This window comes from Bradyrhizobium sp. SYSU BS000235, assembly GCF_049747295.1.
Taxonomy (GTDB): Bacteria; Pseudomonadota; Alphaproteobacteria; order Rhizobiales; family Xanthobacteraceae; genus Afipia.
Genome location: NZ_JBMHJM010000001.1, coordinates 1,380,539 through 1,401,859, shown reverse-complemented (window position 1 = coordinate 1,401,859; position 21,321 = coordinate 1,380,539). Strand labels below are relative to the sequence as shown.

Below are 21,321 nucleotides of genomic sequence, written 5' to 3'. Positions count from 1 at the left end.
GCATCATTCCGCCCCTCGAATAAAGCCGACTTATGAACCGCCACACCAGGTGATCGTGCCGTCAGTACACTTTCGCCCCGGGTGAGACGACGTCGTGTCCTTCGCCGTCTTTGCGCGGCGAGAGCAGGATGATCTTGGTGTCAGGATCCGGCGCGCCGAGGATCAGGACTTCGGACAGGAAGCCCGCAATGTTGCGTGGCTGAAAATTGCAGACACAGACCACGAGCGAACCGACCAACTGATCTGCCGTGTAGTTGGTAATTTGCGCGCTCGACCATTTCTCACCGAGGTCGCCGAGGTCGACGCGTACTTTCCACGACGGATTACGCGCCTTCGGAAACGGCTGCACTTCCAGGACACGGCCGACACGCAGGTCGATCTTGGCGAAGTCGTCATAGGCGATGGGAGGCGAGGGTGGCATGATTGCAGTTCTTCCGTATCATCGACAGCGTTCCTTGATGGCTATCGTCTTCCTGGCAAGGAAGACGATAGCCCGAAACGTCATCGCTTCTTCCAGCCGCCGCGTTTGCCCGGTGCTCCGCCAGTGGAGCGGCCGGAATGCTCCTGTCCGCCTTCACGCATCGATTTCGGCTGATAGATCCGGCTCTCTGTCCCCGGGCCCATTTCGTCGAGCGTCGGCTTGCGCGGTTTGGCGTGGCCGGAGCGTTCCGGCTTCACCTCATGCCAGCTTGCGATGCCCATCTCATCGAGATCGGGCTTGTGCACGCGTGATTTGCCCTGCTTGGGCGGCAGGTTGGCGGCATCGCCATACTTCTTCTTGCCGGCGTAGGCGCCGGCTTTGCCGGCAACGACGCGCTGCTTTGCGGTGGGATCGTCCACCACGGCCATCTCGGTGGCGCGCAGGCGCTTGACCTCATCGCGCAGCCGGGCGGCCTCTTCGAAGTTGAGGTCGGCAGCGGCCTCGCGCATCCGCGTTTCGAGGTCGGCCAGCACCGCCTCGAAATTGTGACCAATGGAGATGACATCGTCGGCCATGCCGCCGTCGCCGACTTCCACCAGCACATGATCGCGTTCGTAGACGCTGTTGAGAATATCGCCGATGGATTTCTTCACGCTCTCCGGCGTGATGCCATTGGCCTCATTGTAGGCGACCTGCTTCTCGCGGCGGCGATCGGTCTCCGCGATGGCACGCTCCATCGAACCGGTCATCTGATCGGCATAGAGAATGACCTTGCCATCGACGTTGCGGGCAGCGCGGCCGATGGTCTGGATCAGCGATGTTTCGCTGCGCAGGAAGCCTTCCTTGTCGGCGTCGAGGATTGCAACCAGAGCGCATTCAGGGATGTCGAGGCCTTCGCGCAGCAGGTTGATGCCGACCAGCGCGTCGAACGCACCAAGCCGCAGATCGCGGATGATCTCGATGCGCTCGATGGTGTCGATATCGCTGTGCATGTAACGGACGCGGATACCCTGCTCATGCAGGTATTCCGTGAGGTCTTCCGCCATGCGCTTGGTCAGCACCGTGATCAGCGAGCGATAGCCCTTGCGTGCGGTTTCGCGCACCTCGCCGACGAGATCATCGACCTGCGTACGGGCGGGGCGGATGTTGACCGGAGGGTCGATCAGTCCGGTCGGACGGATGACCTGTTCGACGAACACGCCGCCGCTCTCGTTCAGCTCCCAGCCGCCCGGGGTGGCCGACACCGCGACCGATTGCGGACGCATCATGTCCCACTCTTCGAAGCGCAATGGCCGGTTGTCCATGCAGGAGGGCAGGCGGAAGCCATATTCCGCAAGCGTCGCCTTGCGGCGGAAGTCGCCACGGAACATGCCGCCGATTTGTGGCACGGTGACATGGCTTTCGTCCGCGAACACCAGCGCATTGTCCGGCACGTATTCGAACAATGTCGGCGGCGGCTCGCCCGGTTTGCGGCCGGTGAGATAGCGCGAATAGTTCTCGATGCCGGCGCAACTTCCTGTCGCTTCCATCATTTCCAGATCGAAGGTCGTCCGCTGCTCAAGACGCTGGGCTTCGAGTAAACGGCCCTGTGCGTTCAATTGATCGAGCCGCCATTTCAGCTCGCTCTTGATGCCTTTAATGGCCTGGATCAGGGTCGGGCGCGGCGTCACATAGTGCGAGTTGGCGTAGATCTTGATGAATTCGAGCTCGTCCTGTTTGTGCCCGGTGAGCGGGTCGAATTCCTCGATGCTTTCGATAGTGTCACCGAACATGTTCACGCGCCAGGAGCGGTCTTCATAGTGCGCCGGGAAAATGTCGATGGTGTCGCCGCGCACACGGAAGGTGCCGCGGGTGAAGTCCGCGGAGGTGCGCTTGTATTGCAAGGCCACGAGGTCGGCGATGAGCTGACGCTGGTCGATGCGTTCGCCGCGCTTCATCGCAAACGTCATGGCGGTGTAGGTTTCGACCGAGCCGATACCGTAGATGCACGAGACCGACGCGACGATGATCACGTCATCGCGTTCCAGCAGGGCACGGGTTGCCGAATGGCGCATCCGGTCGATCTGCTCGTTGATCGAGGAGTCCTTCTCGATATAGGTGTCGGTCCGTGGAACGTAGGCTTCCGGCTGGTAGTAGTCGTAATACGAGACGAAGTACTCGACCGCGTTGTCGGGGAAGAAGTTCTTGAACTCGCCGTACAGCTGCGCGGCCAGCGTCTTGTTCGGCGCGAGAATGATCGCCGGCCGCTGCGTGGCCTCGATCACCTGCGCCATGGTGTAGGTCTTGCCGGAACCGGTGACGCCGAGCAGCACCTGGGTGCGATCGTTGCGCTGGATGCCTTCGACCAGTTCCTTGATTGCGGTTGGCTGATCGCCTCTCGGCTGGTAGTCCGACTTGATCTCAAAGCGCACGCCGCCTTCGGACTTTTCCGGGCGCGGCGGCCGGTGTGGTGTCCAAACCTTCAGGCTGCCATCGTCTTTACGGAATTCCGGACGCCCATCGCGGATCAGATTTTCCAGCGCATCGGCGGTGGCCTTGACGCCGAGGGATTCCATCTTGTTGCGCGCGGGACGGAAGGAATCGTCGTCCTCGACATCATAGCCGAGCTGCTTCGCCAGTTCCGGATCGAGAGTCGGAATGGTGGCGCTGGTGCCGTAATTCGCCTGCGGCGCTTCCTCGAGTCCACGATGTGCGCCGGGCGGCTGAGGATGGGGCTGCAGCGGGGTCGGACGCGGACCCGTGTCATCACCGACCGTCTTGGGCGTCGAGGCGCGGGCGCGATGGATCGCCGCCTCGCCGCCGGCGCGCCGGTCTTTCGAGTTCGACGGCGGCGGCTGCAGGCCGGTCGATGATCCCAGGCCGCTTTCCCCGCGATTGATCGCTGGATTCAATAATTCCGCCAGCGCGGGGCCAATCGGCTGCACATCGGGGCGATGTGCTTTGGATTTGGGCGATTTCGGGGGCTTCTTCGGGGTACCGGGGGTTTTTGCCATGGGCGAAATATGGGGCGCGAAGGGCGTTCAGAAAAGGGCATTTTCTTCGTCGGCTGCAATCAAGTTTGCAATGAAATCGATTCGCTGGCGTTGAATTTCTTGCGGAAAATCGAGCTCGCGAAATCACGGCCCGATCGATCCCCGGCGCATTGCTGCGCGACAAAGTCGCGGCACAGACCTCTTTTACGTTGAGCGACGCCGATGTTGAGAAGAGAACGGCGATCTATCACCAAGTCCGCGCGTTCGAAGAAGCATCGGTGAAGGATTTCGTCACCGCACACAGCAAGGCCGTTCTTGCGAAATCGACAGGCCGGGGGGGGCACCGAAACGACTCGAGAGCCTGATGACATCGACAAAGATGTCGCTGGACGGGAAAGGCTTCTTCGTCGTGGAAAATGGCATGATGCGCGAAGTCAACGAAACATCGGTGACAACGGCGAGCGCTGCGAGAGAGATCGCCACGAAGACCAAATCCAAGACGATCAAGGTCACTCCCGCGCCCTGAAGTTCCCGGCGCTGCTGCGGGAAGTGCGATTTCTTGTTTTTCACGACACAACGCGATTTTTCCATCATCGGTCGAATTCGCCGAATGAATTTTGCTTGAACCGCGATGGCGCCATTGACTCCGAGGTAACGAAACCGCAACGTCCATGCAAGCGCATTCAAATTTGCAGGGCGTTTCAGCGTTGCCCTGCCCAGGTGACATGATGGTTGCACGGAAGCTTTTCGAATTGGTCGGCTCAGATCCTGAGCGTGTGTTCAGCCCCTATTGTTGGCGCACACGCATGGCTCTTGCCCACAAGGGGTTGAAGGCTGAGACGATACCGTGGCGCTTCACGGAGAAGGCCGCGATCAAGCCGCACAGCTCTGAAAAGGTGCCCGTTTTTGTCGACGGCGAGAGAACCGTCGCCGACTCGTGGGAGATTGCGAGCTACCTCGAGGATACTTATCCCGACCGGCCGTCATTGTTCGGCGGCGAGGGCGGCCGTGCCATGGCGCGGATGCTCAACAGCTGGGGCGATGTCATGGTCGGTCATTTCGCTTCGTTCATCGTGGCCGATGTCCACGAACGCCTGTTGCCTGAGGATCAAGCTTATTTCCGCACCACCCGCGAGGCCCGTTTTGGAAGATCGCTGGAGGATGTCGTCGCGGACCGCGATGCGCGGGTCGATGCGTGTCGCAAATATCTCGATCCGCTGCGGCTCACGTTGCGCAAGCAGCCCTTCATCGGCGGGGCAGCCCCGAACTACGGCGACTACATCGTGTTCGGGCAATTCCAATGGGCGCGGGTTGTCAGCTCGTTCCAGCTGCTGAAGGAAGACGATCCGGTCCATGCCTGGCGCGAGCGATTGCTCGATGCCTTTGACGGGATGGCACGGAAGTCTCCGAGATATAGCGTGTAGGAGTTTGGGATTTTTGATCCCGGATTCAGTGTTGCTGCCAAGGCAGGAACACTGAAGCTCTGTCGCGTGGGGATATCAGGTGCCGTTGGCATGCCGCGCGGCTTCTGCGCGCAGGCACTCCCGGCACAGGCAGTCTTCGCCGCGCGTTGGCATCGGTAATTTCGCTGTTTCGTCTGCGCACCAGCAGTGCCCTGAGAGATCGCAGGTGAAGGCAGCTCCGCACCGCGCGCAATTGAGCGCGCGCGGCTGAAGCTGAGTGTCTGAACGATCTATCATCTGCCAAGCCCGAACTGCATTGTGTCCGCCACGCGCCTGGTTCTTGGCGATGGAATCGCTGGATGCGACGCCAAGCTATATTGGAGTGCGAGACCGGCCAGATCAACCGAGGACAGCTACCGAAACGTCTCAGCCCTGAGTGATCGTGTCGATTTCGGCCATGTCATCGGCCGTCAGCTTCCAGCTGATGGCCTTGGCGTTCTGTTCGACCTGCTCGGGTCGCGAGGCGCCGGCGATCACGCTCGACACCTGCGGCCGTGCCGCGAGCCACGAGAACGCGAGTTCGATTATCGTCTTGCCGTGCGCGTCCGCAAAGTCCTGCAGCTTGTGCACGATGTTGAAGTTCTTGTCGGTCATGTAACGATCGCGCAGATACGCGACCTTGCCGAAGCGCGAGTCCGCGGAGGGTGCTTCACCTCGTTTGTACTTTCCGGCGAGCAGGCTGCTGGCGAGCGGAAAGAAGGGGAGCAGGCCAAGATTGTAAGCCTGCGCAGCAGGCAAGAGGTCCTTTTCGATGTCGCGGACGATCAGACTGTACTCGTCCTGGCACGATACGAAGGCGTGCGTATTGATGCCCCGCGCGGTGAACTGGGCTTCGGCAATGCGCCATGCCGGAAAATTCGAACAGCCGATGTAGCGCACCTTGCCCTGACGGATGAGATCCTCAAGCGCCCGCAGTGTTTCCTCGATCGGCGTCAGCGGATCGAAATCGTGCTGCTGGTAGAGATCGATGTAATCGGTCTTCAGCCGGCGCAGACTGTCTTCGACCGCATTCATGATGTAGCGGCGCGAAGCACCCTGCTTGGTGCCGTCGTCCGCCATCTCCTTGGAGTATTTCGTCGCCAGCACGATGTCCTTGCGCCGGTCACCCAGCACCTGCCCGAGGACGGTTTCCGATCCGCCGCGACCCGCGTAAATGTCAGCGGTGTCGAAGAGGGTGATGCCGAGATCAATGGCCTTGTGAATGATCTTGCGCGACGTTTCCAGATCGGTGCGCTGGCCGAAATTGTTGCAGCCAAGGCCAACAGCCGAGACGCGGAGGCCGGAGCTTCCGAGATTTCTGATCTCCATGATCAATCCCGTCAGGTTTGTTCGAGGGCGGGGAGCGACGCAGGTGCCGCTTCTGGAATTGATACCGGTTGCGGCGGCGAGCGCAAGGCACGGGCGGTCATCCGCCGGACGGAGGTTTCCGCGTCGCGGGCGATTTTTTTGCGGTCGGCGCTCATGCCGTAAGCGACCGGCTCTCCCCAGCTGACCGTGACATCCACTGCGCCTGCCGCCAGAACGTTCAGCAGGTGCGGCACCAGGTCGGCCTCGCCGTACCAGGCCACTTTATCGCGCAGGGCGCGCCCAACCGGGATGCCGCCAAAATTGACGTAAGCGATGGAGACCGGCTGTACGATGACGCGATCGTGATGTACGGCATCACCGATGGCGTGATGCACGGCACCGATCAAGGCCGAACGAAACGGCAGGATGCGGATTCCGTCGCTGGACGTGCCCTCCGGAAACAGCACGACGGCGTCGCCGCCCACAAGACGATCCGCCATGGTGCGCGTTGCTTCTCCGGTCTTGTGGCGGCGTTCGCGCTCGATGAAAATTGTACGCTGCAGCTTCGCGAGCCAGCCGAACACCGGCCAATTTGCGACTTCGGATTTCGAAACGAACACCACGGGGGCGATGGCGCTGAGCACCGTGATGTCGAGCCACGATGCATGGTTGGACAGGATCAGCAGCGGGCCATTCGGCGCACGCTCGCCCACCTGTGTGATGCGCACGCCGATCAATGCGCAGCCGATGCGATGAAACAGATTAGGCACGTCGCGCTGCAGGCGGTTGCCGAGCAGAATGCCCGCGACCTGAAACGGCAACAGAACGAGAAAGAGGACGATCAGGAGGAATACGACGGGAACGGTACGGATCATGGATGGATCATCAAGCAGGGATGCGGCGTAATCCGCGATGGTGGGCGTTATAGTGGTCGGCGCCTACGCCGAGAAAGTAAAAACCTGCCGTTCTCAGCAACACCCTGCATCCAAAACCCGCTACTGAGCGTGGCTGCATGATGAGGCAGGGGCCTGGGATTCGAGGCACAAGAACGCCATTTCAAAAAATGCGGCCCCGGCCGGTTCGCGGCACAAAGAGGGGGATGTGCGGCCGGGGACCGCTTGAACGCAGAGTCCGCGACGGGGGAAGCGGACCGAACGCATCCGAAGGCTAACCCGGGGGCATTACAGACCTGTGACATCTTTATTATGTTACGGGTGCGGCGCGATGCGCTGTCCCTGCTTCCAAGGTCCCGCTGCCTGCCGAAATACGGTTCATAACACTCACCTGCCGGTTTTTCCTGAAAGGTCTATCCATGCCCACCGCCGTCTCGCCGTTCGCGTTGCCGATCCTCATGTTGCTTGCGTCGAATATCTTCATGACCTTCGCTTGGTACGGGCACCTGAAGTTCAAGTCGGTCTCCCTGCCGCTCGTCATCATGGTGAGCTGGGGAATCGCGTTCTTCGAATACTGGCTTGCCGTGCCGGCCAACCGCTGGGGCAGCTCGGTCTACTCAGCAGCGCAATTGAAGACGATTCAGGAAGTCATCACGCTGGTTGTATTCGCCGGATTTTCAGTGCTGTACCTGAAGGAGCCGCTTGGGTGGAACCACGCTCTAGGTTTCGCATTCATCGCTTTGGGGGCTTTCTTTATCTTTCACAAATGGTCATAGAGCGGCCTCGAGATACCAATGGAGAACTGAGACGATGACGACGATGACCAACACTTCTGTAGTCGGCGATAGCGCGGACCGCCGGCGAAGGATCTGGGCCATCTTCGGTAGTTCCTCGGGCAATCTCGTCGAATGGTATGACTTCTACGCCTACGCGTTCACCGCGCTGTATTTCGCCCCGTCCTTTTTCCCCAAAGGCAATCAGACGACGCAGCTCCTGCAGACCGCAGCGGTGTTCGCCATCGGCTTCCTGATGCGGCCGATCGGCGGCTATATCTTTGGTTTCATCGCGGACAAATATGGCCGCAAAACCTCGATGCTGATCTCGGTGCTGATGATGTGCGCGGGCTCGCTCGCCATTGCGCTGCTGCCGACCTACGCGTCTATCGGGACTGCAGCGCCGGTTTTGCTGCTCTTCGCGCGTATGGTGCAAGGGTTGTCGGTTGGCGGTGAGTATGGGACCAGCGCAACTTACATGAGTGAGGTCGCGCTGCCCGGGCAGCGTGGTTTCTTCGGATCATTTCAGTACGTCACCCTGATCGGCGGTCAGTTGCTGGCATCGCTGGTGGTTCTCATCGTCCAGCAGACGATCTCAGACGCCGATCTGCGGGCGTGGGGCTGGCGCATTCCATTCTTCGTCGGTGCAGCTTGTGCGCTGATCGCGCTGTTTCTGCGCGCTTCGCTGCATGAGACATCTTCCGCTGATACCCGTGCGCGCAAGGAAGCCGGCTCGTTAAGCGAGATCTTCCGTAAACACACCCGCGCGTTTCTCACTGTGCTTGGCTACACCGCGGGCGGCTCGCTGATCTTCTATACGTTCACGACTTACATGCAGAAATATCTGGTGAACACCGCGCATATGAACGATCGCACCGCGAACGTGGTGATGACAGCAGTGCTGTTCACTTACATGATCATGCAGCCACCTTTTGGGATGTTGGCGGATAAGTGGGGCCGCAGGACGTCGATGCTGTTTTTCGGTGGACTTGCAACGCTCTGCACGGTGCCGCTCATGTATGCGATTGGTGGTGTCACCAATCCTTACGCGGCCTATTTCCTGATTATCGCGGCGCTGGCAATCGTTTCGTTCTACACCTCGATCAGCGGTCTTGTGAAATCCGAAATGTTTCCGCCGGAAGTGCGCGCGCTGGGTGTCGGGCTGTCCTACGCGATCGCCAATGCGATCTTCGGCGGCTCGGCTGAGTATGTCGCGCTTTGGTTCAAGAGCGCCGGAGCAGAGGCCAACTTCTATTGGTATGTGACCGGCCTGTGTGCGATTTCATTTATCGCCGCGATCATCATGCCGGACTCGCGGACCCACGGTTACTTGCAGGGCGACGGCAGCGAGTGAGCGCGTTCACGCTCACGGGTTGAGCGACGAGACGCGCGGCGCGTCGATCATCTTCTCGATTTTGAGATGACTGGTCGAGGGGACCGCAGGAGCCGGTTGCCGCCGCGTCTGCGTCATGATCAGGAACAACGCGACCACGACGATCGCGAGCGTCAGTGATACCGAGACGATGACGAGCGGGGCCTTCATCCTAATGTCTCCGCGCATGCGCGATCATAGATAATGCTGGCATCGACTGCCTTCGTCGATGCCAGGTGAAATCGTTATTGCGAGGCTGATCGGCGTAGCCGGATCAAACCCCGGGCGGTCGCGGATATCGTCGTGCGCAGGGAAATAGCGCGGCGCTCAGCCTGCAACCGGCATGGCCGTTGCTACCTTGATCGTCAGAAGCGTGACGGCGACGATCAGGCACAATGACAGCGAGGCCACCGCGAGCGAAGCCGCGACGGCATTCGACAGTTTTGACGATGCAACGCGGACGGAACGTAGTCCGAAACCTAATCCTGCAATCTGCGACCGGGTCATTGGTCGTAAATCCTTATCGAGTGGCGAATCACCACCAGTCGGAATGTGTCAGATTTCGCTGTCAGGATTGGGGCGGAGCCGGCTCGTATGTGGCAAAAATGTGGTGCATCTCGGTGATCTAACGCGTTGTGCCCGAAATCCACGCTATCCCTTCACAGGTTGAGGATCACGCCTCGGCGGTGAGGTCAGTTTCTGCACCGGGAACGGTGCCGGGCGCCGGAATTTCCACGGGTTTCCAGTTCATGGAAACGAACCGGGGCTCTGCCTCCACGCGTTTCAGCCAGGCGCGCACCGAAGGGTAGCCGTTCAGATCGAAGTCACACTGATTGGCGACGTGGGTGTAGCCGTACATCGCAATGTCCGCGACGGTGAGATGACCAGCCGCGAAATAGTCGCGGCTCTTGAGATGATTTTCCATCACCCGCAGGGCGGCGTAGCCACGCTCCATCCAGTCCTCCAGCGCGTGCGTTTGCAGATCGCGGCCGCCTCGCACCAGCACCAGCCAGAAATAGGCGGCACCGACGCTCGGCTCCAGCGCATGTTGTTCGAAGAACATCCACTGCAAGGCTTCAGCACGGTCGATGCGGTCTTCCGGGGCCAATGATGTTCCGACGGCGACGTACCACAGGATCGCGTTGGATTCGGCCAAATAGCGGCCATCCGCGACTTCCAGCAGCGGCACCTGTCCGCTGGGGTTTTTCGCCAGGAATTCCGGCGTGCGGCTTTCCCCGCGCAGAATGTCGACCTCGATGGCTTTGTAGGGCGCGTTCAGCAGCGCCAGCGCAAGGCGAACCTTGTAGCTGTTGCCGGAGCGTTGCATCGAATAGAGTTTGTACATCGCTAGTCGCTTGCCCAAGTCTAAGTCTGCCGAGGTTTGACAATCCCGCCCAAACAATGATGTGCGCGGCGACCTGCTGCAAGCCCCGCTATCTGGAAATGGTTGAATTCGCTCAATACGCGTCAGCGTGTGCAAAACCATGCTAGGCAGGCCTGTGAGTGCGCTGCATCACAGCTGCGCGAGCTGGGGCTGTGGCGATCAATCTTTTGCTATCGCCGAAAATGGTCCGTTTTAAACTGATCGTGCCAAATCGCCTGGTCATCCATAGCGGCCTGTTGACCGAGGATCTCCCGGCGAAATCCCCGGAAAAGACAGGCTACCGATAGCCGCTGACGTGACGCCAAAATACGCATTTTTCCGGGTTTCCAGAAAGATCGTCAGACATCTTGCGGTGCAGCGGCGCCCACCTTAGTGTGCATTTCCGCCCATAAATCGACTCGTAAGCCTGACCGCCTGCGACGTTTGCAAGGAGATCAACATGCCGTTTCTGTCCGCTGCGCTCGACCGTGTGAAGCCGTCCGCGACCATCGCGGTCACGGATAAAGCACGGCAGCTCAAAGCCGCGGGCCGTAACGTCATTGGCCTCGGCGCCGGAGAGCCCGATTTCGATACCCCCGCCAACATCAAGCTGGCGGCCATCCATGCCATCGAGGCCGGCAAGACCAAGTACACGGCGGTGGACGGCATTCCCGAGCTGAAAGAAGCGATTATCGCCAAGTTCCAGCGGGAGAACGGTCTGGCTTATAAGCCGAACCAGATCACGGTCGGCACCGGCGGCAAGCAGGTGCTTTATAACGCGTTGATGGCGACCATCAATCCAGGCGACGAGGTGATTATCCCGGCGCCGTACTGGGTCAGCTATCCGGAGATGGTGGCACTTGCCGGCGGTGAGTCGGTCCCGGTCGTTTGCACGGCCGAGTTCGGCTTCAAGCTACAGCCGGATGCCCTGGAGCGGGCCATCACGCCGAAGACGAAGTGGATCATCCTGAACTCGCCGTCCAATCCGACGGGAGCGGCCTATACGCGCGCCGAGTTGAAGGCCCTGACGGACGTGCTGGTCAAGCATCCGCATGTCTGGATCATGACCGACGACATGTATGAACACCTCGTCTACGACGACTTCGAGTTCACCACTCCGGCGCAGGTCGAGCCCAGGCTGTTCGATCGCACGTTGACCGTGAACGGCGTGTCCAAGGCCTATTGCATGACCGGCTGGCGCATCGGCTATGCGGGCGGACCGCAGCAGCTCATCGCCGCGATGGCGACCATCCAGTCGCAATCGACGTCAAACCCGTCTTCGATCGCGCAGTGGGCGGCGGTCGAGGCGCTCAACGGGCAGCAAGACTTCATTCCTGCGAACAACACCGTGTTCAAGGAGCGCCGCGATCTCGTGGTGGCCATGCTGAACCAGGCCTCGGGCATTGATTGTCCACGGCCGGAAGGGGCGTTCTACGTCTATCCCTCCTGCGCGGGCACCATCGGCAAGACCGCGCCGTCGGGCAAGAAGCTCACGACCGATGAAGATTTCGTGACTGAACTTCTTGAGACAGAGGGTGTCGCGGTGGTGCAAGGCTCCGCGTTCGGGCTTGGCCCGGCCTTCCGAATCTCCTACGCCACAAAGACGTCGGACCTTGAAGAGGCCTGCAAGCGCATCCAGCGGTTTTGCGGAAACCTGCGATAGGCTTCGCCGCAACACTGACTGAAAAAAGTCCAAGGTCGAGAGAAATTAAGGAAAAGCGCCATGTTTTGGACACGGGGCTTCCCTTTTGTCCGGCCGTCAATGAAAACACTACCCGGAGTTTAATCCCATGCGTCTTTCTAAAGTAGTCGGCGCCGCCGTTGCGGCGCTCGTAGCCTCTTTTGCGTCGGCACAGGCCCAGCAGCAGGGCGGCGTTCAGATCGGTGTTCTCGAATGCCACGGCGGTCAGAATGTCGGTATGGTCGTCGCGTCCGCGCAGACCCTTGAGTGCGTCTTCAACTCCAATAATGGCCGTCGTCCCGAGCCTTATCTCGCGCACGTGACCCGCTTCGGTGTCGATCTCGGTGTGACTGCCGAAACCAGCCTCGCCTGGGCCGTGCATGCACCGACCCAGCGTGTTGGCCGCGGTGACCTCGCCGGCAGCTATGGTGGCGTTGGCGGCAACGTGTCGTTCGGTGTCGGCGGCGGCGGCAACCTGCTGATCGGCGGCTCGGCAAATTCCTTCGCGCTGCAGCCTCTCAGCCTGCAGGGCCAGACCGGTGTGAACGTTACCGGCGGCATCGTTGGCCTCAACCTTGAGCCGGCGAACATTGCGCCTCGCCGTCATGCCCGGCATCATCGCCGCCATCATCATCACCACTAAGTTTTACCGGTGATGCAAAAAGGCCCGCGGAAGCGGGCCTTTTTTATTGGATTTTCAAGCATGTGGAGCGGTGTTGATTGAACAATCCCATGCGGTGTGACTAGATGTGGGGCCTTTTTTCATTGCTAGTTCAGTTCGTGCATTTAGCCGGAGATCATCTCATGCGCCGCCTTCCAACCTTACTGGGTCTTGCTACAGCCGTGCTCGCGGCTTCGATTGGTTCTTCCTTCGCGCAGTCGGGCCGCACACAGGTCGGCGTGCTGGAATGCCGCGGTGGTCCAAATATCGGGATGGTCGTAGGTTCAGTCACCAATCTTGGTTGCGTGTTCAGAGCCCAAGGCCGTCCGGACGATCTCTATACGGCGCAGATCACCAAGATCGGTATCGATCTCGGCATTACTGAGCAGACCGTGTTGTCCTGGGCTGTCTTTGCACCCACCGTTCAACTTGGCATGGGCGATCTGTCGGGCAACTACGCCGGCGTCGCTGCCAGTGCTGCGGTTGGCGTCGGTCTCGGCGCCAACGCGATGATCGGTGGTTCGCAGAATTCTTTTGCGCTTCAGCCGCTGAGCGTTCAGGGGCAGACCGGCCTTAGTGTCGCCGGCGGTGTGCAGAGTCTGGAATTGCGTCCTGGCCGCATCGGACGATAAATCGTTATCCGATATATCTCTTCAGAGGCCCGCCGTTTTCGGCGGGCTTTTGTTTGAGATGTTCAGGAATCTCAACTTTTACTGAGTTACGCATGTTGCAAGGCGGGATATTTTCCCGCTTGCCTTCGTCGCATGGCCCTGAGACGATCACCCTGCCGACCCGCATGAGCGCATTCTGCAAAAGTGGGAACCGGTATGAGTAGGATGCGCGCAACAGTTGAAGTTAAGGCATTCCCGGCGAACCGGAACCTACTTCGTCGGGATTAGTTCGAGGCGGGCCGAGCTCCAGAACAGGAGACGGCAATGGGACAAGACCTGAGAAGTCCCCGTGGTCCCCGGTGCATTGCGCTGGTGGGCCCATTCCAGAGTGGCAAAACGACCCTTCTTGAAGCGATCCTCTCACGCACAGCGGCAATCCCCAAAACAGGCACGGTGGAACAAGGTACTTCCGTCGGTGACGCATCGGCCGAGGCTCGCCGTCACCGCATGAGCACCAGCCTGACGGCTGCAACGACGACGTTCATGGGCGATAGCTTCACGTTTATCGATTGTCCCGGTTCAGTGGAGTTCCTGCAGGACATGCGCTCGGCACTGCCTGCCGTTGATGCCGCGGTCGTTGTCTGCGAAGCGGACGAGCGCAAGTTGCCGCAGCTGCAGATCGTGCTGCGTGAACTCGAGGACCTTCGCATCCCGCGTTTCCTGTTTCTGAACAAGATCGACAAGGCAAGCAAGCGCATCCGCGAAACTCTGGCGATCCTGCAGCCGGCATCACGCACACCGCTCGTGCTGCGCCAGATTCCGATCTGGAAGGGCGATATCATTGCGGGTTTTGTCGATCTCGCGCTGGAGCGCGCCTTCGTATACCGCGAGCATATGCCGTCTGAGGTGATCGGGCTCGAAGGCGGCGATCTCGACCGCGAGAAGGAAGCGCGGCTCACGATGCTGGAAAAGCTCGCCGATCATGATGACCGGCTGCTTGAGCAACTGCTTGAGGATATTCCGCCGCCACGCGATGCGGTGTTTGACGATTTAGCAGCAGAGCTTCGCGATGGGCAGATATGTCCGGTGCTGCTCGGCTGCGCGACCCGTGAAAACGGCGTTCTGCGGCTGCTAAAGGCATTGCGGCATGAGGCGCCCGGCGTTGCTGCTACGGCAAAACGTCTCGGTGTCTCCGATGACAAGACCGCGCTCGCCTATGTGATGAAAACCAATCATCTGCAGCATGGCGGCAAGCTGTCATTGGCGCGCATCCTGCGTGGACATATTGCCGACGGCGATACCGTCCAGGCGTCTGGAGGCGGTGTCGCGCGCATTTCGGGACTATCGACGCCGAATGGCGGCAGTGATGCCAAGCGCTCGTCCGCCGTGACTGGTGATACAGTCGCGCTGGGCAAGCTGGATCCCGTCAAGACCGGGGAAACTCTGACAACGGCCAAGACCGCGCCAGAGGCGTTGTTGAGTGTTGCTCCCAAGCCGCCCGTGTTGGCCACTGCAGTGGCGGCAGAGGAGCGCAAGGATGATGTCAAACTTGGCCAGGCGCTGGCCAAGCTGAACGAGGAAGACCCTTCTCTCAGCATCGTGCACAATCCACTGACTCATCAGATGGTGTTGTGGGGACAGGGCGAGATGCATCTGCGGGTGGCGGTCGAGCGTCTGCAGGATCGTTTCGGCGTGACGATCAAGCAGCATGCGCCGCCGGTCGGCTATCAGGAGTCGATCCGCAAGACCATCACACAGCGCGGCCGGCACAAGAAACAATCCGGCGGTCACGGTCAGTTCGGCGATGTGGTTCTCGAGGTAAAACCGTTGCCGCGCGGCAGCGGGACGGCGTTCCACGAGAAGATCGTCGGTGGTGCAGTCCCGAAAAACTATATCGGAGCCGTGGAGGAAGGCGTCGGCGATGGTTTGGGGCGAGGGCCGTTAGGCTTCCCGGTCATCGACATCGATGTGACATTGGTGGATGGCTCCTATCACAGTGTCGATTCGTCCGATCAGGCGTTTCGCACGGCCGCGCGCGTCGGAATCAGCGAAGCATTGCCGCATTGCGCACCAGTGCTGCTGGAGCCGATCCATATCGTCGAGGTTGTCTGTCCGTCCGACGCCACGGCCAGGATCAATTCAATTCTGTCGGGGCGGCGGGGACAAATTCTCGGTTTTGATTCCCGGGAAGACTGGCAGGGTTGGGATCTGGTTCGGGCCATGATGCCGGAGTCGGAGATCGGCGATCTCATTGTCGAGCTGCGATCGGCCACCGCCGGAGCGGGCAGCTTTACCCGTCAATTCGATCATATGGCTGAGGTGACGGGCCGCGCGGCGGATCAGATCATCGCCGCTAATCGCGCGGCGGCGTAGAAAGCGTTTCGAGGCAAGCAGAGAAACCCGCGCGAGCGGGTTTTTCTTTTTTTGGCTATCGCGGCTGCGCGTAGCGAGGCCGCACCCGCCGTTCCGCGCATCAAGGTTTCCCGACTCGCCTGTATTGTTCACAATGGCATGTGGCGGGGAAGGATCTGGAATGCTGGATTCACGACGGGATATTGCGCTGGCCTGTGTCTTGAGTTGTCTGGCAGGCTTTGTCGACGCAATCGGTTTCATTCATCTTGGGGGATTGTTTGTCTCCTTCATGAGCGGAAACTCGACGCGGCTGGGGGTCTTTATCGAAGAAGGCCGTTGGCATGAGGCGGCAGAAACGGCGGGCCTGATACTGCTGTTCGTCATTGGTGCCGGGGTCGGCAACCTGATCGTGCTCGGCCTGAAAGCTCACCGGCAAGCCTGGGTGCTCTTGACCGAAGGCGTGCTGTTGGCGCTGGCAGCCACGGCGTTCAGTTTCGGCCATTCGCAGGTCACCGTTGCACTGATCGTGTCTGCGATGGGCCTCGAAAACGCGGTCTTTTTCACAGGCGGTGCCGGCGGCATTGGCTTGACTTATATTACCGGGGCGCTCGTCAAGGTCGGTCAGCTGATGGCATTGGCGCTGCGGGGTGGAGAGCCTTTTGGTTGGTTGCCAAATCTCCTGCAATGGTCGGCGCTCGTCAGCGGCTCGGTTCTCGGCGCCATCGCCTACCGTTTGTATGACCTGCATGCGATTTGGTTTGGGGCCGTGGCGGCGTTCGCGCTGAGCGCAGCGGTCGCTTTGACGGCGCGCAAGGAAATAGATTCTGTCTAATGCCCTCCGCAGGCCATGCTCTGCATTGACAGAATCTGCGGTTGCGTGATTTGAGCAGGCAGCCACGGAGCCCATGCTGATGAGCCTTACCCCTGCCGCGTGCCTGATCGGATGGCCGGCCGCCCATTCGCGTTCCCCGCTTATTCATAAGTTTTGGTTGAAAGCATTTGGGATCGATGGCGACTACCGCATCGAAGCGGTCGAGCCGGGGGCTTTCGCCGATTTCATCAAGACTCTTGCGGCGCGCGGATACAGCGGCGCCAACGTCACCATTCCACACAAGGAGCAGGCGTTGGCGTTATCCTCGCCCGATGCGCGCGCGCAGGCGGTGGGAGCTGCGAACACCCTCTATTTCGATGATGGCATGCTGCGCTCGACCAACACCGACGTGGAGGGCTTTATCGGCAATCTCGATGCCAGTGCACCGGGTTGGGATACCGCCGAGGATGTCCTGGTGCTTGGTGCGGGCGGATCGGCGCGCGCTGTGATCTTCGGCCTGATCGAACGCGGCATCAAGCGTGTCCATCTCGCCAATCGTACGGCATCGCGTGCGGACGCTCTCGCAAGCCAATTCGGCTCGTCCGTTCATCCGCTGGCGTGGGAGCAGGTCGACAGCGTGCTGTCGCGTGCGGGACTTCTGGTGAACACGACATCCCTAGGCATGAAGGGACAGCCGGCGCTCGACGTGGACATCACCTTGCTTCCGGCGAATGCAACCGTCGCGGATCTGGTTTACGTCCCCCTTGAAACCGAATTGCTTGGCGCCGCGCGTGCGCATGGCCTCAAGACCGCGGATGGTCTCGGCATGCTACTCCACCAGGCCGTGCGTGGCTTCGAGCTCTGGTTCGGCAAGCGCCCGCAAGTCACTCCGGAATTGCGCGCGCTTGTCGAAGCTGACCTGGCACGGACGTAGCTTTTAGCGGCAGTGGCGCACGCGGTGCCGATCGCGCCAGCAGTGGCGGCCACCGCGCTTGAACGTAGGTCCGCCGACCACCGCACCGATAACACCGCCGGCGACTGCGCCGATCGGGCCCGCGATGATGGCGCCAGAGCCTGCACCAATCGCGGCGCCGCTCAACGTCCTGTTGCTTTGCGCAGATGCCGGAGCGGAGAACGCAGTGAAAGCGAACAGAACGAGCGGCAGAACCATACTGCGCATCAGCGAAATCTCCTGATTGTCGAGCGGAATTTACCGCAAGTTGCGGGTCGCTGAAGACTCCAGCGAGCAGTGACTGGAATGCAGTCACACATGCGTGAAAGGCGAAATAATGTCGCCCGCAAAGCGTAAATAGAGTGGGGCTTCCCTGGAGAAAAAACTCATGCTGTTCGACCGTCTTGTTTCGTTGCGAGCCGTTGCTGTCTCTGCGCTCGTGTTGTCATCATCTGTCTATGCAGTTGCCCAGCAAGTTCCCACGTCACGAGTCCGTGGTACGATTGAGAGCGTGGATGGGGAAACGCTTCACATCAAATCGCGGGATGGTGCAGAGGTCTCGCTGCACATGCCGGCAAGTGCGCGCGTCGCCGGTGTTGCCAAGATGGCGCTCTCCGACGTCAAGGTCGGATCTTACATTGGTGTCACCACGGTGCCGGGCTCTGATGGCACGCAAAAGGCCGTCGAAGTCCACGTGTTTCCGGAGGATATGCGCGGCACCGGCGAAGGGTCGCGGCCCTGGGATCTGAAGCCCAACAGCAGCATGACCAACGGTGCCGTCGACAGCAGAACGGTTGCCGGAAATGACGGACATACGCTCACCGTGAAATATAAGAACGGCGAGAAGAAAGTGACGGTAACGCCGGAAACGCAGGTCGTCACTTACGTCCCCGCGACACGCGCTGACATCAAGCCTGGCACCCCGGTGTTCGCAATCACGACCAAAAAGCCCGATGGATCGCTCGAAGTTGCGCGCCTCAGCATTGGTCGCGACGGTGTCGCGCCGCCCATGTAGCCACATGGACAGCTCCTGGGCAGCTCCGCTTGCTGCCAAAAAAAATCCCGCCACGAGCCAACGTGGCGGGATTTTAAGTGAGACTGGTCTCGCGCTCAGTTACGCGGGCTGCTGACGGCGTTCGTCTGCAGGTGGTCAGTCAAAACGCGACGGTCGATGTCTTCAATGCGGTTGACACCGCACAGACCCATCGTCGTGCTTAATTCCTTGCTGATCACGTCGATCGCCGTCGCAACGCCATCCTGACCGCCGGCGCCGAGGCCGTGAACATACGCGCGGCCGATCATGCAGGACTTCGCGCCAAGTGCCAGCGCACGCATCACGTCCTGGCCCGAGCGAATGCCGCCATCGAACAAGATTTCCGTTTGTCCTCCGACCTCCTGGACAATCTCGGGCAGCACGGAGATGGACGACGGTGCGCCGTCCAGTTGACGACCGCCGTGATTGGACACCACCATTGCCTGCGCGCCGGTCTTTACGGCTTCCTTCGCATCAGCGACGTCGAGAATGCCCTTGATGATCAGCTTGCCGGGCCAGATGCTGCGGATCCACTCGACGTCCTTCCAGTTCAGCGATTGATCGAACTGCGATGCGATCCAGACCGAGAGCTCGTTGACGTTGCTGCCTTTCATGGCGTCGACGAGATTTCCGAAGGTGCGGCGCTTGCCGCGCAGGACGCCGGAGACCCATGAAGGTTTTGAAGCGAAGTCGATGAACTTGCTTAGCGTCCACTGCGGCGGCACGGTCATGCCGTTCTTGATGTCGGCGTGGCGCTGGCCAATGACCTGAAGATCGACAGTCAGGACGAGCGCGCTGCACTTGGCGGCGATCGCGCGTTCGATCAACGCTTTGACGAAGCCGCGGTCCTTCATGACATAAAGCTGAAACCAGAACGGCTTGTCGACACTCGATGCGACGTCCTCGATCGAGCAAATCGACATCGTCGACAACGTGTAGGGGATACCCGCTGCATGCGCTGCACGGCAGGCGTGGATTTCGCCGTCGCTGTGCTGCATGCCGGTCAAGCCGATCGGAGCGAGGATCAGCGGCAGTGCGGCGGGTTCGCCGAGAATGGTGGTGTTCAATGAGCGTGATGCGACATCGACCAGAATGCGCTGACGAAACTTGATCCGCTCCATGTCGGAGCGATTGGCGCGAAGGGTCTCTTCGGCATAGGAGCCCCGGTCAGCATAATCGAAGAATGCCTTCGGCACGCGGCGCTTGTGGATTTGCCGCAGATCTTCGATGCAGGTGATATTCTTCATAGACACGCTTCCTCAGGTCATTGCGTTCTTTGTTGCCGCAATCATCTATCATGGTTGGGACGCACGCAAACAGTCGGCAGTTGGATGGAGGATGTCATGGCCGCTCACGACCATGGTCCAGAAGGCAGCAAAAAGGCGGATGCCAAGAAGCGCAAGCTGGACGAGGCTCTGGACGAAGGTCTGGAAGAGACATTCCCCGCTTCCGATCCCGTCAGCGTGACCCAGCCCGCCCCTTCAAAACAGGATGGGGACCCCAAGCGCAAGGGGTAAGAGGGCCGGAACACGGGGTCGGCTTGAACGTTGTCCTGCAAATCCACGCAGGAGAGCACGATGGCGGATGTCGACACAAAGGCGAGAGATAATCAAACCACGGACGACAAGGTGCCCAAGTCCCACAAGGACAAGCTGGATGAGGCCTTGAACAAGGGTTTGGAGGAGTCCTTCCCGGGTTCGGACCCCGTCAACGTGACCCAACCGCCTCCGTCAAAACATGACCAACACGTCAAGCGGAAGGGATAGGGATTGTTATGCTGCGCCGCACCAATGGGCAGCGGAGATCCTGGTTTCGGTTATGTCCGTGAATGACAATGGCGCCTTCCCTCTGGGCTGGCGCCATTGTGCTGTGTTGCGATTAAGACAGGGCCCTGGCCCTCAGAAGCGATAGTTCAATCCTGCGCGGACAAGGTCGAACTTCGGGTGGAAGCTGGTCACCTCACCCGTTACCAAAATGTCTCTCGCGCCGTCCTGGCTCCCGAGATCGACATGCAGGTATTCGGCTTTCACGCTCCAGGCGTCGCGAACGGCAAACTCGACACCTCCGCCAATTGTCCATCCGGTATGCGTGATGGTCCCTTTCGCGGGATTGCCGCTTGGGATCAGCGTGAAATCATATTCGTTTCTGCCAAAGGCGAAGCCGCCTGTCACGTATGGTAACACGCGATCGAACGCATAGCCGACGCGACCGCGCGCCGTTCCGAACCATTCCAACGTGTTCGTTGCAGTGGCGTTGACCACCGTGATGATTTCCGTACCTTTGACGTCGGCAAATTGCATGTCGGCTTCGAAACCGAGAACGGCCGCGCCAAGTTGCCAATTGTAGCCAATCTGCGCGCCGCCGATGAAACCGTCGTAGCTGGACGACAGTGGGGCGATGCCAGCCGGAAGAATGGTGTCGGCATTTCCGAATGCGTATCCGGCATTTATCCCGGCGTAAAACCCTGTCCATGTGAACAGAGGAAGAGGCGGATAAGCTCTTCGCTCTGTCGCGAGATCCGCAGCTGCCGCGGACATGGCGCCGGACAGTGAACAAATCATCGCAGCTGCCGCAGCCAGAAAGGTCTTTCTCATTCCCATTTTCAGCCCTTTGAGTTCGTATCGCATAACGCGAAACAGGCGGACATAATGGGGCTAACCGTCGTGGAGCGTTTGT

At 60.0% G+C, this 21,321-nt stretch carries 24 protein-coding genes; 13 read left to right on the top strand and 11 right to left on the bottom strand.

From position 1 onward, the window contains the following. Window positions 1–61 precede the first annotated feature (61 nt). Window positions 62–421 carry a tRNA-binding protein gene (locus tag ACP0KA_RS06435; RefSeq protein ID WP_424628010.1) on the bottom strand — a complete coding sequence of 120 codons (360 nt, stop codon included), beginning with the start codon at window positions 419–421 and terminating at the stop codon, window positions 62–64. An 80-nt stretch (window positions 422–501) separates the two neighbouring features. Beyond that, a complete protein-coding gene (gene uvrB / locus ACP0KA_RS06430; protein ID WP_424628009.1) occupies window positions 502–3,414 on the bottom strand; it encodes an excinuclease ABC subunit UvrB in 2,913 nt (970 codons plus the stop codon). A 343-nt stretch (window positions 3,415–3,757) separates the two neighbouring features. Here uvrB and ACP0KA_RS06425 point away from each other — a divergent pair, with 343 nt between their 5' ends. Beyond that, window positions 3,758–3,919, top strand: a complete 162-nt coding sequence (locus ACP0KA_RS06425; protein WP_424628008.1) for a hypothetical protein — start codon at window positions 3,758–3,760, stop codon at window positions 3,917–3,919. Window positions 3,920–4,118: 199 nt separating this feature from the next. Next, on the top strand, window positions 4,119–4,817 hold the full coding sequence (locus ACP0KA_RS06420; RefSeq protein WP_424628007.1) for a glutathione S-transferase family protein: 699 nt from the start codon (window positions 4,119–4,121) through the stop codon (window positions 4,815–4,817). A gap of 75 nt (window positions 4,818–4,892) precedes the next feature. Here the strand turns inward: ACP0KA_RS06420 and ACP0KA_RS06415 are convergent, their stop codons facing one another. The 3 genes from ACP0KA_RS06415 to ACP0KA_RS06405 form a co-directional block, all read right to left on the bottom strand. Next, window positions 4,893–5,093: a cysteine-rich CWC family protein gene (locus ACP0KA_RS06415; RefSeq protein WP_424628006.1), complete on the bottom strand. Its 201-nt coding sequence runs from the start codon at window positions 5,091–5,093 to the stop codon at window positions 4,893–4,895. A 129-nt stretch (window positions 5,094–5,222) separates the two neighbouring features. Continuing rightward, complete coding sequence (locus tag ACP0KA_RS06410; protein ID WP_424628005.1) at window positions 5,223–6,164, bottom strand: aldo/keto reductase; 942 nt, start codon at window positions 6,162–6,164, stop codon at window positions 5,223–5,225. A gap of 11 nt (window positions 6,165–6,175) precedes the next feature. Further along, window positions 6,176–7,018 (bottom strand): lysophospholipid acyltransferase family protein, encoded by an 843-nt coding sequence (locus tag ACP0KA_RS06405; protein ID WP_424628004.1) that lies wholly within the window; start codon window positions 7,016–7,018, stop codon window positions 6,176–6,178. 476 nt (window positions 7,019–7,494) lie between these two features. Here ACP0KA_RS06405 and ACP0KA_RS06400 point away from each other — a divergent pair, with 476 nt between their 5' ends. Further along, a complete protein-coding gene (locus ACP0KA_RS06400) occupies window positions 7,495–7,812 on the top strand; it encodes a DMT family protein (RefSeq protein ID WP_424628003.1) in 318 nt (105 codons plus the stop codon). Window positions 7,813–7,855: 43 nt separating this feature from the next. Next, window positions 7,856–9,163, top strand: coding sequence for an MFS family transporter (locus ACP0KA_RS06395; protein ID WP_424628002.1), 1,308 nt, complete (start codon window positions 7,856–7,858; stop codon window positions 9,161–9,163). 12 nt (window positions 9,164–9,175) lie between these two features. Here ACP0KA_RS06395 and ACP0KA_RS06390 read toward each other — a convergent pair whose 3' ends face one another. The 3 genes from ACP0KA_RS06390 to ACP0KA_RS06380 all read right to left on the bottom strand — a co-directional run bounded on the left by ACP0KA_RS06390 (window position 9,176) and on the right by ACP0KA_RS06380 (window position 10,526). Further along, entirely contained in the window at window positions 9,176–9,352 is a 177-nt protein-coding gene (locus ACP0KA_RS06390; protein ID WP_424628001.1) for a hypothetical protein, read from the bottom strand. Window positions 9,353–9,508: 156 nt separating this feature from the next. Next, the gene (locus ACP0KA_RS06385) at window positions 9,509–9,688 is read right to left on the bottom strand and encodes a hypothetical protein (RefSeq protein WP_424628000.1); all 180 of its coding nucleotides are present in this window, start codon (window positions 9,686–9,688) and stop codon (window positions 9,509–9,511) included. Between the two features lie 166 nt (window positions 9,689–9,854). Beyond that, on the bottom strand, window positions 9,855–10,526 hold the full coding sequence (locus tag ACP0KA_RS06380) for a glutathione S-transferase family protein (RefSeq protein ID WP_424627999.1): 672 nt from the start codon (window positions 10,524–10,526) through the stop codon (window positions 9,855–9,857). A gap of 478 nt (window positions 10,527–11,004) precedes the next feature. Here ACP0KA_RS06380 and ACP0KA_RS06375 point away from each other — a divergent pair, with 478 nt between their 5' ends. The 6 genes from ACP0KA_RS06375 (at window position 11,005) to ACP0KA_RS06350 (ending at window position 17,594) form a co-directional block, all read left to right on the top strand. Continuing rightward, window positions 11,005–12,207, top strand: a complete 1,203-nt coding sequence (locus ACP0KA_RS06375; protein WP_424627998.1) for a pyridoxal phosphate-dependent aminotransferase — start codon at window positions 11,005–11,007, stop codon at window positions 12,205–12,207. A gap of 127 nt (window positions 12,208–12,334) precedes the next feature. Further along, complete coding sequence (locus ACP0KA_RS06370; protein WP_424627997.1) at window positions 12,335–12,868, top strand: DUF992 domain-containing protein; 534 nt, start codon at window positions 12,335–12,337, stop codon at window positions 12,866–12,868. Between the two features lie 161 nt (window positions 12,869–13,029). Beyond that, window positions 13,030–13,518 carry a DUF992 domain-containing protein gene (locus ACP0KA_RS06365; protein WP_424627996.1) on the top strand — a complete coding sequence of 163 codons (489 nt, stop codon included), beginning with the start codon at window positions 13,030–13,032 and terminating at the stop codon, window positions 13,516–13,518. Between the two features lie 303 nt (window positions 13,519–13,821). Further along, complete coding sequence (locus ACP0KA_RS06360) at window positions 13,822–15,870, top strand: elongation factor G (RefSeq protein ID WP_424627995.1); 2,049 nt, start codon at window positions 13,822–13,824, stop codon at window positions 15,868–15,870. A 133-nt stretch (window positions 15,871–16,003) separates the two neighbouring features. Continuing rightward, window positions 16,004–16,681 (top strand): YoaK family protein, encoded by a 678-nt coding sequence (locus ACP0KA_RS06355; RefSeq protein WP_424627994.1) that lies wholly within the window; start codon window positions 16,004–16,006, stop codon window positions 16,679–16,681. A gap of 79 nt (window positions 16,682–16,760) precedes the next feature. Further along, window positions 16,761–17,594 (top strand): shikimate dehydrogenase, encoded by an 834-nt coding sequence (locus ACP0KA_RS06350; protein WP_424627993.1) that lies wholly within the window; start codon window positions 16,761–16,763, stop codon window positions 17,592–17,594. A 3-nt stretch (window positions 17,595–17,597) separates the two neighbouring features. On the opposite strand, the gene ACP0KA_RS06345 is transcribed toward ACP0KA_RS06350, so the two are convergent. Beyond that, a complete protein-coding gene (locus ACP0KA_RS06345) occupies window positions 17,598–17,840 on the bottom strand; it encodes a hypothetical protein (protein WP_424627992.1) in 243 nt (80 codons plus the stop codon). A 160-nt stretch (window positions 17,841–18,000) separates the two neighbouring features. Between ACP0KA_RS06345 and ACP0KA_RS06340 the strand changes: the two genes are divergently transcribed. Further along, window positions 18,001–18,627 carry a hypothetical protein gene (locus ACP0KA_RS06340; protein ID WP_424627991.1) on the top strand — a complete coding sequence of 209 codons (627 nt, stop codon included), beginning with the start codon at window positions 18,001–18,003 and terminating at the stop codon, window positions 18,625–18,627. Between the two features lie 95 nt (window positions 18,628–18,722). Here the strand turns inward: ACP0KA_RS06340 and ACP0KA_RS06335 are convergent, their stop codons facing one another. Then, a complete protein-coding gene (locus tag ACP0KA_RS06335; protein WP_424627990.1) occupies window positions 18,723–19,892 on the bottom strand; it encodes an alpha-hydroxy acid oxidase in 1,170 nt (389 codons plus the stop codon). A gap of 96 nt (window positions 19,893–19,988) precedes the next feature. Between ACP0KA_RS06335 and ACP0KA_RS06330 the strand changes: the two genes are divergently transcribed. Beyond that, window positions 19,989–20,162 carry a hypothetical protein gene (locus tag ACP0KA_RS06330; protein ID WP_424627989.1) on the top strand — a complete coding sequence of 58 codons (174 nt, stop codon included), beginning with the start codon at window positions 19,989–19,991 and terminating at the stop codon, window positions 20,160–20,162. A gap of 60 nt (window positions 20,163–20,222) precedes the next feature. Further along, entirely contained in the window at window positions 20,223–20,411 is a 189-nt protein-coding gene (locus tag ACP0KA_RS06325; protein WP_424627988.1) for a hypothetical protein, read from the top strand. Window positions 20,412–20,543: 132 nt separating this feature from the next. Here ACP0KA_RS06325 and ACP0KA_RS06320 read toward each other — a convergent pair whose 3' ends face one another. Then, the gene (locus ACP0KA_RS06320; RefSeq protein WP_424627987.1) at window positions 20,544–21,239 is read right to left on the bottom strand and encodes an outer membrane protein; all 696 of its coding nucleotides are present in this window, start codon (window positions 21,237–21,239) and stop codon (window positions 20,544–20,546) included. Window positions 21,240–21,321 lie beyond the last annotated feature (82 nt).

Bases quoted from the DNA above. Each gene is read 5' to 3' on its own strand.
- ACP0KA_RS06370 (WP_424627997.1), top strand. From the start codon at position 12,335: ATGCGTCTTTCTAAAGTAGTCGGCGCCGCCGTTGCGGCGCTCGTAGCC.
- ACP0KA_RS06420 (WP_424628007.1), top strand. From the start codon at position 4,119: ATGATGGTTGCACGGAAGCTTTTCGAATTGGTCGGCTCAGATCCTGAG.
- ACP0KA_RS06320 (WP_424627987.1), bottom strand. From the start codon at position 21,239: ATGAGAAAGACCTTTCTGGCTGCGGCAGCTGCGATGATTTGTTCACTG.
- ACP0KA_RS06330 (WP_424627989.1), top strand. From the start codon at position 19,989: ATGGCCGCTCACGACCATGGTCCAGAAGGCAGCAAAAAGGCGGATGCC.
- ACP0KA_RS06400 (WP_424628003.1), top strand. From the start codon at position 7,495: ATGTTGCTTGCGTCGAATATCTTCATGACCTTCGCTTGGTACGGGCAC.
- ACP0KA_RS06340 (WP_424627991.1), top strand. From the start codon at position 18,001: ATGCTGTTCGACCGTCTTGTTTCGTTGCGAGCCGTTGCTGTCTCTGCG.
- ACP0KA_RS06405 (WP_424628004.1), bottom strand. From the start codon at position 7,018: ATGATCCGTACCGTTCCCGTCGTATTCCTCCTGATCGTCCTCTTTCTC.
- ACP0KA_RS06435 (WP_424628010.1), bottom strand. From the start codon at position 421: ATGCCACCCTCGCCTCCCATCGCCTATGACGACTTCGCCAAGATCGAC.
- ACP0KA_RS06365 (WP_424627996.1), top strand. From the start codon at position 13,030: ATGCGCCGCCTTCCAACCTTACTGGGTCTTGCTACAGCCGTGCTCGCG.
- ACP0KA_RS06325 (WP_424627988.1), top strand. From the start codon at position 20,223: ATGGCGGATGTCGACACAAAGGCGAGAGATAATCAAACCACGGACGAC.
- ACP0KA_RS06355 (WP_424627994.1), top strand. From the start codon at position 16,004: ATGGCATGTGGCGGGGAAGGATCTGGAATGCTGGATTCACGACGGGAT.
- ACP0KA_RS06425 (WP_424628008.1), top strand. From the start codon at position 3,758: ATGACATCGACAAAGATGTCGCTGGACGGGAAAGGCTTCTTCGTCGTG.
- ACP0KA_RS06395 (WP_424628002.1), top strand. From the start codon at position 7,856: ATGACCAACACTTCTGTAGTCGGCGATAGCGCGGACCGCCGGCGAAGG.
- uvrB (WP_424628009.1), bottom strand. From the start codon at position 3,414: ATGGCAAAAACCCCCGGTACCCCGAAGAAGCCCCCGAAATCGCCCAAA.
- ACP0KA_RS06360 (WP_424627995.1), top strand. From the start codon at position 13,822: ATGGGACAAGACCTGAGAAGTCCCCGTGGTCCCCGGTGCATTGCGCTG.
- ACP0KA_RS06410 (WP_424628005.1), bottom strand. From the start codon at position 6,164: ATGGAGATCAGAAATCTCGGAAGCTCCGGCCTCCGCGTCTCGGCTGTT.
- ACP0KA_RS06385 (WP_424628000.1), bottom strand. From the start codon at position 9,688: ATGACCCGGTCGCAGATTGCAGGATTAGGTTTCGGACTACGTTCCGTC.
- ACP0KA_RS06415 (WP_424628006.1), bottom strand. From the start codon at position 5,093: ATGATAGATCGTTCAGACACTCAGCTTCAGCCGCGCGCGCTCAATTGC.
- ACP0KA_RS06335 (WP_424627990.1), bottom strand. From the start codon at position 19,892: ATGAAGAATATCACCTGCATCGAAGATCTGCGGCAAATCCACAAGCGC.
- ACP0KA_RS06380 (WP_424627999.1), bottom strand. From the start codon at position 10,526: ATGTACAAACTCTATTCGATGCAACGCTCCGGCAACAGCTACAAGGTT.
- ACP0KA_RS06345 (WP_424627992.1), bottom strand. From the start codon at position 17,840: ATGCGCAGTATGGTTCTGCCGCTCGTTCTGTTCGCTTTCACTGCGTTC.
- ACP0KA_RS06375 (WP_424627998.1), top strand. From the start codon at position 11,005: ATGCCGTTTCTGTCCGCTGCGCTCGACCGTGTGAAGCCGTCCGCGACC.
- ACP0KA_RS06350 (WP_424627993.1), top strand. From the start codon at position 16,761: ATGAGCCTTACCCCTGCCGCGTGCCTGATCGGATGGCCGGCCGCCCAT.
- ACP0KA_RS06390 (WP_424628001.1), bottom strand. From the start codon at position 9,352: ATGAAGGCCCCGCTCGTCATCGTCTCGGTATCACTGACGCTCGCGATC.